We start from the raw sequence: 15,761 nt of genomic DNA on the forward strand, positions 1-15,761 counted from the left end.
GGCTCTGGATGGAGCATTTTTGAGACATTTAAAAAAGGAACTTGAAGAAGCCGCGCTCGGGGCGCGCGTGGAGAAGATTGCGCAGCCGAACCGGGAAGAGATGGTGTTTACCCTGCGAACGCGGACCGATCACTATAAACTTCTCCTGTCTGCACGGGCAAACAGCGCGCGCATCCATTTTACCCAGTATGTGCCGGAGAACCCCAAGGTGCCGCCCATGCTGTGTATGCTGCTGCGCAAGAGGCTGTCCGGCGCGAAGCTGGCCGCCGTACGGCAGCCAGGCCTGGAGCGCCTGCTGCTTTTGGATTTTGACGCGATCAATGAATTGGGCGACGAAGTGCGCCTGACGCTGGCGGTGGAGATCATGGGCCGCTACAGCAATATCATTTTAGTGGACGAAAACGGCAAGATCGTCGATGCGCTCAAGCGCGTCGATGCGGAGATGTCCTCTGAGCGCCTGGTGCTGCCGGGGTTGACGTATCAGCTCCCGCCGCCGCAGAACAAGCTCTGCATGCTTGAAGCGGAGCCGGAGGAGATTTTGGCGCGCCTGCGGGCGTTGCCCGCCGATACGGAGCTCTCAAAGGCGCTGCTGTCCAGTTTGCAGGGCGTTTCGCCGGTGGTCTGCCGGGAGTTGCAGCATTTGACCGGGCGCGGCGCCGACCTGTATACCCAGGAGATGACGGAGGAACACTGGGAACGTCTACGCTTTTTCCTGGCCCGCCTGGTCCGGGAAGTGCGCGGGACCGAGGGCGCGCCTTACATGGCGGTCAGCGTGGCCAAAAAGCCGATGGATTTTTCGTTTATGAATATCACGCAGTATGGGACGGCGGCCGTCGTCAACCGGCAGGAGACCTTTTCTGGCCTTCTGGACGCCTTTTATGCGGGCCGCGACCGGATCGAGCGCATGCGCGCCCGCTCGCAGGATCTGCTGCGGGTGCTCTCGAATGCCTCCGACCGCCTGAGCCGGAAGATCAACATCCAGCGCGCTGAGTTGGAGAAGTGCGCGGAGCGCGACCAGCTGCGCATCTGCGGCGACCTGATCAGCGCCAACCTCTATCAGATTGAAAAGGGCAGCACGGTTGTGTCCCTGCAAAATTTTTACGAACCGGATGCTCCGCTGGTCAAAATTAAGCTGGACCCTTCGAAGACGCCTTCCCAGAATGCGCAGAAGTATTACAAGGACTACCGGAAGGCGCGCACGGCGGAGGAGAAGCTCACCGAGCAGATCGGCCAAGCCCAGCAGGAACTGGAATACCTGGATACGGTCTTTGAGGAATTGAGCCGCGCCAAGGTGGAACGCGACCTTTCCGAGATCCGGCAGGAGCTGGTGGAGCAGGGGTATATCCGCGCGCAAAAGGGGAAGCAGAAGCCCGTAGCGGCCGCAGCGCCGTTGGAATTTACATCCAGCGACGGCTTCCGTATTTTGGTGGGGCGGAACAACCGGCAGAACGACCGCCTCACGCTGAAGCAGGCAAACAACAACGACATCTGGCTGCATACCAAGAATATCCCCGGTTCGCATACGATCCTGGTGACGGATGGGCGCGAGCCGACGGAGACAGCCATCCGCGAGGCGGCGATGCTGGCGGCGGCGCACAGCCGCGCGCGGGATTCCTCACAGGTGCCTGTGGATTACACGCAGGTCCGCAATGTCAACAAGCCATCCGGGGCGAAGCCCGGCATGGTGATCTATGTCAAGTATAATACCGTTTATGTGACCCCCGCAGCCTCCGAAGAGGTATAACGTTGGCGATTGATACAGGGAATGGTTTGAAGAAACGATTTGTTGTTTCAAAGGACATCCGATGGCCAGAAAATGGTTGTTTTGGCAGTGTGGGGGCTTTCTGCTCCAGCCTTCCCGACGCAGAAACCGTCCGGTGCGTTGACAGAAAAGAAACGGAGGGTATATAATAACCCTTATATTTTAGGGACAGCTGGATGGTTTTGGCGAACCATGTGGAAGATACAGGGAATACACAATTTCGGTTTGGAGGATACGGAATGAACGAATATACGGAGAAATCTGGCAATCTGCTGGAGCGGGCCGCAGATTTGCTTGCGGATTTGATGCAGACCATCTTCTTAACAGTGCTCAAGCCCTTTGTAGGGCTGGCGCAGAGGATGAGCGACCGCTTGAAGAATTTTTTGATTAGCGCATCGTTCTTTGGAATCATGGTCATCATCTATTTGGAACACACAAACATCACCAGCCTGATTTTGCAGCATCTTCCGCTGCCGTCGGTCGTGAAATATGTCTTTTTCGACCTGCTCGGCTGTGTGCTGATGGCAGTGGTGGCAGTCTGTTCCATCAAGGGCCCCTTACAGCGGAGGAGCTGCAATGCGATGATGACGCTGTTGTGGGCCGGCATGTGTATCTTCTTTATCGTATCGGCGATCTACACGTCGCTCGACTGGGCGGCCATATCGATCATCTTTACTTTGGTGTTCCCGTGCGTCTATTTTATCTGGAATAACCGCAGGGATTACGGCACCTTGTTCCGCCTGGTGACAAAGGGCTTGGTGAGCTTTAACCTGGTCTTTTTTGTGCTGAGCGTTCTGTTCAGCCCGATCACCGGCGGCCAGTACCGCGCCCTGTTTACCAATGCCAATTCCCTTGGCCAATACCTGACCTGTACCATTCCGCTCTTCATGATGAATTACACGCTGGCATGGCGCAAGATCGGCCAGAAACCCCGTGTTGCCGCGCCGGTGCGTTTCGACGCGCACCGTCCCGGCACATGGTTCCGGTATCTGGCGTTTGTCTGCCGCATGCATAAGGAGCTGATCCCCTCCCTGTTGGGGCTGGGCACCTCGGTCGCCCTGATCGTATTCAGCCGTTCGCGTACCGCGCTGCTCGCCGCGGCGGTCACGCTTGTCCTTTGGTTTGTTTTAAACTATATTGTGGCGCATTGGGGCGAAGGCTTTAAAGCGATCGCTCTGCGCGCTGTCCAGCACATCGTCCCGATGGTCCTGGCGGTTGTCATCTGTGTTCCCGGCACGTTTTGGCTTATTAAGGGCGGCACGTATGTGGTGTATTACTATGCAGCGGTCAACGATTTGCTGCCGGAGGGCTATGAATACCTCGACCCGCGCCTGCAGGGGACAAAACTGGACGATGCCATCAATGCGGCTATGGACCGCTTGGATACGGAAGGGAAGACCGCCGACCAGGTGACCACGCACCGCACCTTGATTTGGGAGGCGTTTGCGCAGCGCATTGAGCCCTTTGGCCATGAGCGCGGCCAGATCTATGTGCATGATTATGGCGTCGCGGCAACCGCGCACAACTGCATCATACAGATCTTGTATGACAGCGGTATTTTTACCGCTTTGTTCTATTTTGCGATCAATGTGGCGTCCGGCTTCCGCGCGCTGCTGTATTATTTCCGCCGCCGGAAAGGGGATGCGTATGCCATTTTCCCGGTGTTGCTGATGCCGGGCTATCTGGTGACCTCGCTTCTGGCGTCGTCCTATCCGCCGTTTGCCTACAGCATTGCCCTGGTCTATTGGCTGGTCCAGGCGCCGCTCTTTGAAAAGAAGATTCACAAGCTGGATAGCCTGCCCGAATCTGTGTAAACAGGAGCATCGTTATGAAACGACTCATTTTAATCACCGATCACTATCCTTATACCAGGGGGGAACTGCCGTTTGTCCAGCCGGAGCTCGCGGTGACGTGCCAGCATTTTGAGGTGAGCGTCATCTGTAAGAGTCCCGCGGAAAAGCAGGAGTATCCGCTTCCTCCTGGTGTGAAATTGTATCACTATCATAAAGACGCGACCATGGGGGAGAAGATCCGCAACCTATTCGGCTGCCTCCTGGACGGCAATTACTACCGCAGCGTATTTGGAAGGGAACATGCAAAGGGGTCGTGGCGTGCCCGCGAAGCAGAGGTCCGCAATTTCAGGCTGTCCGCCCATCTCTTTCGAAAATACCTGCGGGATGAGGGCTTTTTCGACCGCATCGAACATACCATTTATTACTCCTATTGGTACAATTACGGGGCTATGGCGCTTGCATTGGAGAAACAGCGCCACCCGCGGATGCGCATCATCACGCGCACGCATGGCTATGATCTCTATAACGAGCGCTCTCCGGCTGGCGTCCAGCCGTACAAGCGCTTTATGGACCGGCATATGGATGCGGTGTTTTTTGTATCGCGCCGGGCCTGTGCGTACTATAAAAAGCATTTTGCCACGCAGGACAATGGGCATTACCAATTGGCCTATCTTGGCGTACCGGATAATGGCCTAAATCCGCCCGGCAGGGGGGAGGAGATCAGCCTGTTCTCCTGTTCCAACATCATCCCGATCAAACGTGTGGGCCTTTTGGTGGAAGCGCTCTCCTTGCTCCCGGGGCGGAAGATCCGCTGGGTCCATGCGGGCGGGGGCAGCCAGGAGGAAGCCGTCCGCCGGCTTGCAGAGGAAAAATTGGGTGGAAATCCAGAGGTTTCCTATGCATTTCTGGGGGCTGTTCCGAATGAGGAAGTGATTGCTTATTATAAATCCACGCATGTGGATTTGTTCCTCACTGCTTCGGAGACGGAAGGCGGAACACCGGTGTCCATTATGGAGGCGTTTTCCTTTGGCGTGCCCGCTGTGGGGACGGATGTCGGCGGGATACCGGAGATGATCAATGCAGGGACCGGCTTTTTGCTCAGCGCAAACCCAACCCCGCAGGAGATTGCAGCGGTGATCGCCGCCTATGCCGACGCGCCCGCTGCCAAAAAGACCGCTTTGCGCAGCAATGCACGCCAGATGTGGCATGCTTCTTTTTACGACAAGGCCAACCACACGCGCTTTGCCAGCGAATTGGAAAAACTGTAACAGGGTGTTGTGCCCGGATATACGCAAATAAGATGCGAATTTGGTCTTTGGAGGGTACACATTGGATAAATATAAACGATTGATTTCCAATACCGTGATCTTTGCAATTGGCACGTTCAGTTCGAAGGTGCTGGTTTTCCTATTGATGCCGCTGTATACGCGCGTATTGACGGATGCGGAATATGGCGTCACCGATCTGATCGTACAGACAGGGAATCTCCTGCTCCCGCTGGTGTCCTTAGGGATTATCAATGCGGTGATCCGCTTTGGCTTGGACCGGCAGGTCCGCAAGAGCGATGTGTTTACAACGGGGCTCTCCGCGATTCTGGTCGGCTTTTGCGTCATGCTTCTGCTGTATCCGCTCCTGAGCTTGTTGGATTTCCTTTCGGACTATACGGTGCTGATCTACGCCTTCGTGCTGATGTCCAGCCTGCGGTCGCTCTGTTCCCAATTTGTGCGGGCGCGGGGCCAGGTGCGGCTCTATGCCGTGGACGGCATTGTCAGCACGCTCACGACCATTTTATTCAATGTTTTGTTCCTGGTCGCTCTGGATTGGGGCATATTCGGTTATGTCCTGGCCATTGTGTGCTCGGATACGCTCTCGGTGCTCTTTTTGGGGTTGAATGCGCAGCTGTGGCGCTTTATCCGGTTCAAGGGGCTCCGCCGCACCGTATCGAAGGCGATGCTGAAATATGCCATACCGCTGATCCCCAACAATGTCCTCTGGTGGATCACGAATGTGTCCGACCGGTATATGGTTGCCTATCTGCTGGGAAACGACGCCAACGGCCTCTATGCGGTGGCCTATAAGGTACCTTCGATTGTGGTGCTGGTCTCCGGCATTTTTATGGATGCCTGGCAGATGTCCGCCATCACAGAGACGCAGGGACGTGGAAGCTTTTTTACCAGGGTATTCCGTTCTTATACCTCCCTGCTGTTTATCACTGGCTCTGGAATTATCCTATTCAGCAAGGTGATCACGAAGCTTTTGGTGTCCGAAGCATTCTATCCATCATGGCAGTACATCCCCTTTTTGGTTATGGCGACGGTATTTACTTGTATTGTCAATTTCCTGGGAAGCATCTATATGGTGGAAAAGAAGAGTATGCTGTCCCTGGCGACCACAGCGGTGGGCGCTGTGACCAACGTAATTTTAAATTTTTTGCTGATCCCGCGCTTTGGCGTAAACGGCGCGGCATTCGCCACCTTTATCAGCTATTTCGTGGTCTTCCTGCTGCGCGCGGTGGACACACGGCGCTTTGTACGGATGCGTTATAGCGAACTCCGCTTGGCAATCAATATGATTCTTTTGTTGCTGCAAAGCTTTGTGATGATTTTGGAGCTGCCCTATTGGATCGCAATGGAGATTTTCCTGACCGCCTTGATGATCCTGCTGAACGCAGGGGAACTGCTGGTCAGTTTGCGGAAGATATTGGCACGCAGATAAAAAGCGGGCACGCCGGCGTGCATGGGAGCGGTCTGTTCCCATGTACCGGCGTGCCCGTTTCGGATGAGAAAATAAGAAACGTTTTAGGAGGAAACCGGCGCATCAGCGTGTGCGGCTGTTGCCCTCTTTTTGTTGCAGACCGTCTGGATTCCGGTTTTCCGGCTGCGGAATGGCATAGATCTCTGTATATGCCTCCGCTTCCTCATCGGACACCGGCGGAGTCTGGATCAAGCCGGTGCATTCGGTAGCGGAAGCGACCGTGTCATAATCGAAAAAATCGTCCTCCATGTCCATCGGCGCCATCTGCTTGTTTTTTGGATCGTTCATCATGGCGAGGCTCCTTTCCGCCGGATCCTGTGATTGCCTTCGGCGGCCATTCATTTCCCCGGCACCGTTTAGTTTCTCTTGCATTTCGTAAAAAATACCTAGAAGTCTCTGCAACAGGCTGGCCGCTGTGGGCGCATCCATTGGTTTGCTTGAAGTGGATATGGCGGAAAAACTGCTGTTTGCCGGCATCCGTTTCGGGATTTTTGCTAGAAGTTGGCGATTCCTTCCGCCGCTGTATTGACTTTGTTCTCCAGATCGGGGTAAACTATACCCGTTTGGTAATTTCCGGTTTGATGTGAAGGGCAGGAGGGACTTGTGAACATACAGATTTTTGGAAAGAAGAAGTGCTTTGACACTAAGAAGGCGGAACGCTATTTCAAGGAGCGCCGCATCAAGTATCAGATGGTGGACCTAGCGCGCTTTGGCATGAGCAAAGGGGAGCTGTCCAGCGTCAAAGCGGCGGTAGGCGGCCTGGAACCGCTGGTGGATGAAAAGGCGGAAGGGGCGCTGCTCCTTCGGTATTTGGCCAGCGAAGACGCAAAAATCGAAAAGCTTTTGGAGTCCCCTGCGCTTTTCCGTACGCCGATCGTCCGGAACGGGAAGCAGGCGACCGTGGGCTATTGCCCGGACATTTGGAAAACATGGGAGTGAAACAGATGGCATATTTGTTTGTGGAATATCCAAAATGCACCACCTGCCAAAAGGCAAAAAAGTGGTTGGAGGAAAACGGCATACCGTATACGGACCGCCACATCGTGGAACAGAACCCCACGGTGGAGGAACTGAAGGAATGGCACACGCGCAGCGGTCGGGAGCTGAAACGGTTCTTTAACACCAGCGGTTTGCTGTATAAGTCCATGCACTTAAAGGAGAAATTGCCGGAGATGTCGCCGGAGGAGCAGTTTGAACGGTTGGCGACAAACGGGATGTTGGTGAAGCGCCCGCTTCTGGTGGGCGATGATTTTGTCCTGATCGGGTTCCGTCCCGCGGAATGGGAGGCCTGGAAGGAGGCACACGCATGACGGAGGTAGCCGCAGCGATTTTGCGCAGGGATGGGAAAATCCTGATTTGCCAGCGCAAAGAGGGCGGAAACTGCTCCCTTCTCTGGGAGTTCCCCGGCGGCAAACGGGAGGCCGGGGAGACCATGGAGCAGTGTGTGGTCCGAGAATGCCAAGAGGAGCTGGGGATCGTGATTCGTCCCAAGGGCCTTTATGCGCAGGAGCATTACACCTACGGCACGGAACCGTTCTCCTTTGCGTTTTTTAATGCGGAAATCGCCGAAGGGGAGCCGGAGAACCACGTCCATCGGGCGATGAAATGGGTGCGCCCGGCGGAACTTCTCAGCGAGCCCTTCTGTCCCGCGGATGAGGGGATTGTCCGCCGGTTGGCAAAGGAAGGGTCGTTGCTCCAGGCGGTACACCATGTGGCGATCATTGTTTCCGATTATGAGAAATCAAAGGCATTTTATGTGGACACCCTTGGGCTGGAAGTGGTCCGCGAAAACTACCGGGCTGACCGCGGCTCCTATAAGCTGGATGTCAAACTTGGGGATTGCGAGCTCGAAATCTTTTCCTTCCCTGGCAGCCCGCAGCGCCTGACCCGGCCGGAAGCCTGCGGCCTGCGCCATTTGGCGTTCCGGGTGGCCGACATCCACGAGGCCGTCGCAGAATTGGAACGCCGCGGCGTCGAGGTGGAGCCAATCCGCTTGGACGCCTATACAGGGGATTTGTACACCTTTTTTATGGACCCGGATGGTTTGCCATTGGAGCTCAAGCAGTGTGCGGCGCCCGGACAAAATTAAGCAGTTGGAGGAACAGCCTTGTCTAAGTATGTAAATGAAATTGAGAAAAGAAGAACCTTTGCGATTATTTCGCACCCGGACGCCGGTAAAACGACCCTGACGGAAAAGTTCCTGCTGTACGGCGGGGCAATCGCCATGGCGGGCGCGGTCAAAGGGAAAAAGGCGGCGCGTCATGCGGTCTCCGACTGGATGGAGATTGAGAAGCAGAGGGGCATTTCGGTCACGTCGTCCGTGATGCAGTTCCATTACGAGGGATATTGCATCAATATTTTGGATACGCCGGGCCACCAGGATTTCTCGGAGGACACATACCGCACCCTGATGGCGGCGGACTCCGCCGTCATGGTGATCGACGCGGCAAAGGGCGTGGAACCGCAGACCCGCAAACTGTTTAAGGTCTGTTTATTGCGCGACATCCCCATTTTTACCTTTATCAATAAGATGGATCGCGAAGCGCGCAACCCATACGACCTTTTGGACGAGATCGAATATGAGCTGGGGATCAAAACCTATCCGATGAACTGGCCGATCGGCTGCGGCAAGGAGTTCAAGGGCGTTTACGACCGGAATAAGAAGGAGATCATCGCGTTCCGTGCCAACGATGAAATGGCGAACGGCCAGCGCCAGGTGGCGGCCATCGAAGCCGACCTCAGCGACCCAAACCTGGCGGAGCTGATCGGCGAGGATCACCGGCAGATACTGGTGGACGATGTGGAGCTGCTGGACGGCGCGGGCTATGAGTTCGACCTGGAGGCGGTGCGCCACGGGCGGCTTTCGCCGGTGTTCTTTGGTTCGGCGCTCACCAATTTTGGCGTGGAGCCGTTCTTGGAGGACTTCCTGCATATGACGACGCCCCCGCTGCCGCGCAAGTCGGACGCTGGGGAGATCGATCCCTTCGACGACGATTTTTCCGCGTTTGTCTTTAAAATCCAGGCGAATATGAACAAGGCGCACCGCGACCGTGTGGCGTTCATGCGCATCTGCTCCGGGAAGTTTGAAAAGGGCATGGAGGTGCTGCATGTGCAGGGGGATAAGCGGATGAAGCTTTCCCAGCCCCAGCAGCTCATGGCGCAGGAGCGCGAGATTGTAGACGAGGCCTATGCGGGCGACATCATTGGCGTTTTTGACCCGGGCATCTTTTCCATCGGCGACACCATCAGCGTGCCGGGGAAGAAGTTCCGGTTTGAGGGCATCCCCACATTTGCGCCGGAGCACTTCGCTTTGGTGCGCCAGGTGGACACCATGAAGCGCAAACAGTTCATCAAGGGGACTTCCCAGATCGCCCAGGAAGGCGCAATCCAGATTTTCCAGGAGCTGGGCGGCGGCATGGAGGAAGTGATCGTCGGCGTGGTGGGCGTCCTCCAATTTGAGGTCTTGGAATACCGGCTAAAGAATGAGTACAATGTGGATATCCACATGGAGCGGCTTCCCTATGAGCATATCCGTTGGATTGAGAATGAGGATCTGGACCCCAAAACGTTGAACTTGACCTCCGACACAAAGCGGATTCAGGATCTGAAAGGGAACCGCCTGCTCATTTTTGCCAATAGTTGGAGCATTAACTGGGCGTTGGAGCACAATGAAGGGCTGAAGCTTGCCGAGTTTGGAAGATAACGTCCTCTAATTTTATAGATAGAAAAATAATTTAGGATTTTTAGGTATATACTTTACCTGAAAATCCTTTTTATTTAAACTAGGATTTGTCTATCTTTTATCTTTGTACATAAAATTTTTAAAAAGATATAGGCTTTTTTCATCTATACCTTGAAAATTTTGCAGATGTACATTATACTTAGGGTAAAGTAACGAAAGGCCGTTGATGGCTTGCTTAACGCTTGTTCGGAAGAAGTAGCAGGGGTTGTATCTTTAATATTTTCTAAAAAGAATAAATTTTCTGCCATTAAATGGTATAATCCATATGAATTAGAAAGTTCGTCTCAATGGCGTTTGATTGGATAGCTCCCTCTATGGAGAAATGCAGAGTTCTTCAAGAGGATGTTAGGTTTAGAAGTTTTATAGACCAGGAGGGGCAGATATGAAAAAGCGGGCATTTTCCGTTTTCCTTTCGCTGACGATTGTTTTTTGTGCGATTTCTGCATATTTAACACAGGCGGCAGCGGAGCAATTCCTGGGAAGCGGCGCATGGCATGTGGATGATGAAGGCGCCCTCGTGCAAGAGGACGGCTATTATGTCTATACCATTAAGCCGGGGGATATTGAAGATGGCGTTGCAACCATCCGTTTTGACCCAATCGCTTCCCCGAATGTTTTGATTGAGGACAATTATCATCCCGGCAGCAATACGGGCGTAAAGGTGAAGCTTGTCAATGAAAGCGGCCAGAAGCTTGTTTGGGAATCCGGCGGTTATGACTTTACGACGGTCAATACTTATCAGGTGGGTGGACCGATCCCGCTGGATATCAGCCAGTACACCGGATTTGTATCGGTGGATTATGGCACGGAAGAACATCCGTATGAAATCCAGTATGGCACCGCATACCAGACCATTCCAAATTCCTTTGATGTGTTGGGGTTTGACGGCCAGTACATCCGGTTTGCCGTGGCGGCGGTCCGGACAAGCAACAAGCCTATGGCGCGGCTGTTCGGCAAAGAAGATCCCTATGATGTTACGCTGACCGAAGCGGTGCAGGTGGAGTCGCGCGTCAAAGAAGCGATTTCCTTCCGCGATGCGGACGGCCATGAGCGTACAGTCTCTGCGGATGCGGACCGTACCTATGCAGATTATTTGAAGCTGTATTACAATGTGGATTCGTTGGAAGATCTGACCAACCGGCAGAAATTGGAAGTCTTGGGCGGCGAAATGGAGTTTAAGAGCTTTTCGGAGGATCCTTCGGAGCGCTTCGATCCCAATACGACGGATCCCATGTTTGACCAATTTAAGCTATATGGCATTATTAAGCCGAACAACCATTATCAGATGCTGGAGACGGACCCGGAGCTCTTAGCAATGGGATACCATTACCTCTATAGCAACTGCATGCGGTTTACGTTTGACGCAGAGACGTCTCCGATTGACGGTGTGAAGGATTCCGCAAATGGAATGAGCATTGCGGACTTCATGGAAAAGGATTCGGGCTCGGCGGCTACACAGAGTGCAGAAAACGTTTTCGGCGGTACGGTACTAAATGAAAACGATGTATTGACATTGGAACATCTGGCGTTTGCTTATCAGGCGCCAAATGCATTCAACTGGATGCCGCATTGTATCGATTTTAATTTCACTTTGAAATTTGTTGTAGACGGCGGGGATGTTTCAAGCGACCCCGGAAGTTCCAGCGAGGATTCCTCCCATGGCGGCGGAGGCGGCGGTGGAGGTGGAGGCGGTGACGACCGTCCCGACCCGACGCCGTCTGAGGATCCTTCCAGCAATCCGCCCACCGTTCCAGAGACACCGTCGGAAGGCGGGGGCTCCGCAGGCGGCGGAACAGATACTTCCGGAACGACAACCGTGCCCCCAGAGGGCAACGATGAGTCCGGTGCTTCTACGGGTGGGTACTCTGGAGGAAATATCAATGAAGATTCCGACGGAAGAAGTGGAAAGCCTAAGACCGGCGATCATACCTTGGCGTTGCTCGCTGTTTCAGCTACTTTAGCGGTAGGCTCCGGGGCCTTGTGTATCTTTTTCCGCGGGAAAAAAGATGAGCAGGACGATGTTCAAGAAGAAAGATGAGATTTTCAGGAGGGAACTCGCAGGCCATAAGCATTGCAGAGGGCTTTCTGTGGAAACGGTGTGACAGCAGTTTATGAGGAAGACGGCTGCCACACGAAACGACGGCGGTATGCAAATACTGGCCATGCCAAAAGGTGGGGGCGCCTGGGCATTTACAGGCGGAAACTCTTACCCACAAAACGTTATCTACATTTTGGCCGCGCGGATTGTCCCTTGACCGGGACGGTCCATAAACCCAAATATATTCAATTAGGAGGAAACAAAAATGAGCGCAAAGAGAAAACTGGCAATGTCCGGTGTAGCAATCCTGGTTGTTCTCACCCTCGTGGCTGGCGCTACCATGGCTTGGTTCACCGACACCGAGAAGGTCAACGCAAACTTTAAGGCCGGCATCCTGGACATCAGTGTTTCCGATGACGATGCATCTGATGGAACAGAGTTGAACTTCGTGAACATGCGTCCGATGACGTATGAGGCCTTCGAAAAAGAAGCATTGGAGACACTGGCGATGAGTGGCACGACTTCCAGCCCGTATGACGGTGAAGGCTATGATCCGAATCCGGTGTATGTACAGCAGTTCGCTATCAGCAATGTTGGCACCCTGCCTGTGAAGGTTAAACTCACCTTCGAAGAAGCAGATCCGGCTGCTGATGATACGATTAAGAAGATTGTTAGCAATGGAAACGGCGGTATCCGCCAGACGGGAGAAACAGTTGCATGCAACAATGAGTTGGGCAAGGCGTACAACGGATACACCGGAAACAATATCAACCTTACTTATGATGCGGCTAACTATAGTGGCACGAACGATCACTTCCATGTTGTTCTGTTCCAGAAGGTTCCTTTTGAACAGACATGGAGATGGGAAGTTGTTGCTAAAGATATCACTCTTGACCAGCTGCAGGGCGCAGACGGCTATGTCCTGAAGGACGGCGACGGGAATGATCTGCTTCTCCCGGCAGGCGCAGATGCAGGCGACAATACATATGCTCTGGGCGCCTATCTGGATAAGGATGCTTACAACGAGTATCAGGGCAAAGAGTACCATGTCAACTTCACTGTGAATGCAAAGCAGGTTGACAAAGATGCAACGTACGCAGACGAAGCCTAATATTATTTATAGTAGCTTTGTCTTATAGCAAAGTGAAATAGCGAAATATAATGGGTTTTTGCGGTTATTGAGAGGTCAAATCACCGGTGCACCGGGGCAGCCGCCCCGGCGCGCCGGGCTATCTTATTTCACAAGGGGGAAGGGCAAGTTGTTCAAACTGCTTAAAGAGTCGTGGCTAAGTCTCACCTTGATACTGGTGATTTTGGCGACTGTATGTACAGCTACGTTTGCGTGGCAGGTAGATCAAAAACAGATGCCGTTGACGGCTACCAGCGCGTTGGTCAATGTAAAGCTGAGCCTTGCGAACAACGAGGAGTCCGACCCGGGCGTTTTAAATTTGGCAGCTTTGCAGGATGGCCAGACGGCCTACATCCCATTTAAAATGCAGAATGTTTCCAACATCCAGACAGAGGTCAATTTCCGTGTGTTGGTGAAAAATGCAGATGGCGAAGAAATTGAGGATGCGCTTGCGGATTGGGAGATCGCCATACTCGATAACGGTGAGCCTTTGGAGCGCTCAGAGGATGGGACCTCTTTTGTTGCGAAGGTTGATGCTGCGGAAGCAGATGCAAGCACGACTGCTTATACATTGCAGTTGAAAGCTGCTCCGGATTCGGATCTCAGTATTTTGGGGACGGAGGACGCGCAGCTGTATGTCACGGCAGATGTTTCTATCCCTGAGGCAGAGTCCGTTCAGGAATAATAAGGATCGGTTGCCGGTCATACACAGCGTTTTTAGGAAATGTCTGAGTAGAGAGGCTGCGTATGATGGAACGTATAAAAAAAATATGGTCAATTATTTGTAAAATCTTAAATGCTTTTTTTCTGGTCGTGCTGATTGGGCTGATCGTGATCCTATTGTATCTTGCGATTGGTTCAAAAGGGAACGGGTTGCCGTTTTTGCAGAATTACCAAATGTTTACCGTGTTGAGCGGAAGTATGGAACCGACTCTAAATGTTGGCGGCGTAATTATTGTGGAGAAAGTAGACCCGATGACCTTACAGGAGGGGGACATCATCACCTTTATCTCCAATGATACTTCATTGAGTGGACAAGTGGTGAGTCACCGGATTATCCAAGTGGTTGATAACAACAACGGCCGGATGTTTATCACAAAAGGTGATGCGAACGAGGATCGTGACGATGCGGCCGCTGTGCCAACGAATGTCATTGGCCGCGTTATCTTTCATATCCCATATTTGGGCTATCTTTTGAATTTTATGAAGACCAGGAATGGTTTCTTCTTCCTTTTGTTGTTGCCATGTATGATCATCCTATTTGTGGAATCCATTAGTTTATTGAAAAACTTTTGGGCTTACCAGGATGAAAAGAAGGCGCTTAAAGAAGGAAAATCCGAAAATGCTTCCGATGAGCAGGCCCCTTCCGAGCAGGAGGCGCTTCCCGATGGACTACAAAAAGAGCCAGGGGACGCTGAGATGCTAAATTTTGAAGGGCCAACAGAGGAAACGTCGGAGCAACAAAGACCAGAGGCGCAGGAGCTTGTGGCTTCGCAAAGTGCGGATCTGGTTGAACCGTCGGATGAACATGATGCAGAAGATTCTCAAATAAAGGACGATTAATTTGAAAGCAAGCTGAAATCTTGTATATAGATCCATGCTTATGATCAATCGAAGGAGTGGTTGCAATGAAAATGCGTTTTTTAAAATTACCAGTGGCCACCATTTTGAGTATGGGGCTTCTGCTCACAGTGGCGACAGGGACAACGCTCGCTTCGGAGGAAGGCGAAGGGGGTTCTTTCGGTGACCATCAAGAGATGGTCGTCTCCGTCTATGATGGGGATGTTGTAGATTTTTCAAGTGCAGTCGAACCTGAGAACCTGTCCGGTCTAAAGAAGATGGTGAAATCAGGCGGTGAGGATGATACCATCCAAGTTTCTGCAGAGACCCTGTCGGATGGCCGAATCACAATCAGCCGGCCGGTGAACTTGTATGTGGATGGATACGATTCTTTGAGCGGGGCGGATCAGGATAAAGTGAAATTGGTGATCGACCTGCCTGATGAGTTGGAAGAAGACGCAGCGCGTGTGATGACCATCCAAGGATTGCCGGAAGAGTGCGTTCTTGTCCGGAATTTGGGACCTGTGAGCTTATACGTTGTGGGGACGGACGCTGGAGAAGTGTCTGAACCAGCGAAAGAAAGCATACCAGCGGATCAAAATACACCAGCGGAAGAGAGCACGTCCGTGGGCGAAAATACGCCTGCGGAGGAAAGCGCGCCAGCAGGCGGAAACACATCGGTAGAAGAGAGCGCGCCAGCAGGTGAAAATACATCCGTGGAAGAGAATACAGCGCTGGATGAAGGGCAGAATGGGCCGGTAGAGGGCAATACGACCATACCGGAACCGGCAGGAGAAGAGAGCAGCACCCTGGAGGTATCCGAATAACCGATCAAGACAAAACAGGAATATCCATAGCGGTAAACGGCTTATTGCCACATCTCAAATCATTTTAATAGCGCCTCGCTCTGTTGCAGGCGCTATTTTTTATGTAAGAATCTTTTGGATTCATTGCAGGAGCTTGGAACGATGCTGGTAACACAG

General features: G+C 52.9%; 14 protein-coding genes and 1 pseudogene. 14 read left to right on the forward strand and 1 reads right to left on the reverse strand.

All coding sequences use genetic code 11. The annotated features are described in order from the left end of the window. The first annotated feature begins 19 nt into the window (after positions 1-19). The 4 genes from I2E77_RS00925 (at position 20) to I2E77_RS00940 (ending at position 6,270) form a co-directional block, all read left to right on the forward strand. Entirely contained in the window at positions 20-1,744 is a 1,725-nt protein-coding gene (locus tag I2E77_RS00925; protein ID WP_330608856.1) for an Rqc2 family fibronectin-binding protein, read from the forward strand. 257 nt (positions 1,745-2,001) lie between these two features. Next, the gene (locus I2E77_RS00930; protein ID WP_195450428.1) at positions 2,002-3,576 is read left to right on the forward strand and encodes a hypothetical protein; all 1,575 of its coding nucleotides are present in this window, start codon (positions 2,002-2,004) and stop codon (positions 3,574-3,576) included. Between the two features lie 14 nt (positions 3,577-3,590). After that, a complete protein-coding gene (locus I2E77_RS00935) occupies positions 3,591-4,823 on the forward strand; it encodes a glycosyltransferase (RefSeq protein WP_195450429.1) in 1,233 nt (410 codons plus the stop codon). Between the two features lie 61 nt (positions 4,824-4,884). Beyond that, entirely contained in the window at positions 4,885-6,270 is a 1,386-nt protein-coding gene (locus tag I2E77_RS00940) for an oligosaccharide flippase family protein (RefSeq protein ID WP_172749510.1), read from the forward strand. 102 nt (positions 6,271-6,372) lie between these two features. On the opposite strand, the gene I2E77_RS00945 is transcribed toward I2E77_RS00940, so the two are convergent. Beyond that, the gene (locus tag I2E77_RS00945; RefSeq protein WP_237967123.1) at positions 6,373-6,597 is read right to left on the reverse strand and encodes a hypothetical protein; all 225 of its coding nucleotides are present in this window, start codon (positions 6,595-6,597) and stop codon (positions 6,373-6,375) included. A 315-nt stretch (positions 6,598-6,912) separates the two neighbouring features. On the opposite strand from I2E77_RS00945, the gene I2E77_RS00950 reads away from it, so the two are divergent. The 10 genes and pseudogenes from I2E77_RS00950 (at position 6,913) to I2E77_RS00990 (ending at position 15,605) form a co-directional block, all read left to right on the forward strand. After that, entirely contained in the window at positions 6,913-7,248 is a 336-nt protein-coding gene (locus tag I2E77_RS00950) for an arsenate reductase family protein (protein ID WP_087230117.1), read from the forward strand. A 5-nt stretch (positions 7,249-7,253) separates the two neighbouring features. Further along, a complete protein-coding gene (locus I2E77_RS00955; protein ID WP_191441270.1) occupies positions 7,254-7,619 on the forward strand; it encodes an arsenate reductase family protein in 366 nt (121 codons plus the stop codon). Next, positions 7,616-7,921, forward strand: a pseudogene (locus tag I2E77_RS13810) ((deoxy)nucleoside triphosphate pyrophosphohydrolase); the annotation flags it as partial. The gene I2E77_RS00955 and the pseudogene I2E77_RS13810, both read left to right, overlap by 4 nt. Before the next feature lie 78 nt (positions 7,922-7,999). After that, positions 8,000-8,398, forward strand: coding sequence for an SMU1112c/YaeR family gloxylase I-like metalloprotein (gene gloA2 / locus I2E77_RS00960; protein WP_237967132.1), 399 nt, complete (start codon positions 8,000-8,002; stop codon positions 8,396-8,398). Between the two features lie 18 nt (positions 8,399-8,416). Continuing rightward, positions 8,417-10,012, forward strand: coding sequence for a peptide chain release factor 3 (locus I2E77_RS00965; RefSeq protein ID WP_191448184.1), 1,596 nt, complete (start codon positions 8,417-8,419; stop codon positions 10,010-10,012). A 421-nt stretch (positions 10,013-10,433) separates the two neighbouring features. Beyond that, positions 10,434-12,089, forward strand: a complete 1,656-nt coding sequence (locus tag I2E77_RS00970; RefSeq protein ID WP_195450430.1) for a hypothetical protein — start codon at positions 10,434-10,436, stop codon at positions 12,087-12,089. 265 nt (positions 12,090-12,354) lie between these two features. After that, positions 12,355-13,200: a TasA family protein gene (locus I2E77_RS00975; RefSeq protein WP_195450431.1), complete on the forward strand. Its 846-nt coding sequence runs from the start codon at positions 12,355-12,357 to the stop codon at positions 13,198-13,200. A 148-nt stretch (positions 13,201-13,348) separates the two neighbouring features. Further along, positions 13,349-13,903 (forward strand): hypothetical protein, encoded by a 555-nt coding sequence (locus I2E77_RS00980; protein ID WP_195450432.1) that lies wholly within the window; start codon positions 13,349-13,351, stop codon positions 13,901-13,903. A 62-nt stretch (positions 13,904-13,965) separates the two neighbouring features. After that, positions 13,966-14,781: a signal peptidase I gene (locus tag I2E77_RS00985; protein WP_087230136.1), complete on the forward strand. Its 816-nt coding sequence runs from the start codon at positions 13,966-13,968 to the stop codon at positions 14,779-14,781. A 65-nt stretch (positions 14,782-14,846) separates the two neighbouring features. Then, positions 14,847-15,605, forward strand: coding sequence for a hypothetical protein (locus I2E77_RS00990; RefSeq protein ID WP_191521067.1), 759 nt, complete (start codon positions 14,847-14,849; stop codon positions 15,603-15,605). Positions 15,606-15,761: the final 156 nt, after the last annotated feature.

This window comes from Anaeromassilibacillus sp. 1001302B_160321_C8 (genome assembly GCF_015554745.1).
Classification (GTDB): domain Bacteria; phylum Bacillota; class Clostridia; order Oscillospirales; family Acutalibacteraceae; genus Anaeromassilibacillus; species Anaeromassilibacillus stercoravium.

Coding starts and splice junctions, on each gene's coding strand:
- I2E77_RS00930 (WP_195450428.1), top strand. CDS start 2,002: ATGAACGAATATACGGAGAAATCTGGCAATCTGCTGGAGCGGGCCGCA.
- I2E77_RS00935 (WP_195450429.1), top strand. CDS start 3,591: ATGAAACGACTCATTTTAATCACCGATCACTATCCTTATACCAGGGGG.
- I2E77_RS00945 (WP_237967123.1), bottom strand. CDS start 6,597: ATGAACGATCCAAAAAACAAGCAGATGGCGCCGATGGACATGGAGGAC.
- I2E77_RS00955 (WP_191441270.1), top strand. CDS start 7,254: ATGGCATATTTGTTTGTGGAATATCCAAAATGCACCACCTGCCAAAAG.
- I2E77_RS00970 (WP_195450430.1), top strand. CDS start 10,434: ATGAAAAAGCGGGCATTTTCCGTTTTCCTTTCGCTGACGATTGTTTTT.
- I2E77_RS00975 (WP_195450431.1), top strand. CDS start 12,355: ATGAGCGCAAAGAGAAAACTGGCAATGTCCGGTGTAGCAATCCTGGTT.
- I2E77_RS00985 (WP_087230136.1), top strand. CDS start 13,966: ATGATGGAACGTATAAAAAAAATATGGTCAATTATTTGTAAAATCTTA.
- I2E77_RS00990 (WP_191521067.1), top strand. CDS start 14,847: ATGAAAATGCGTTTTTTAAAATTACCAGTGGCCACCATTTTGAGTATG.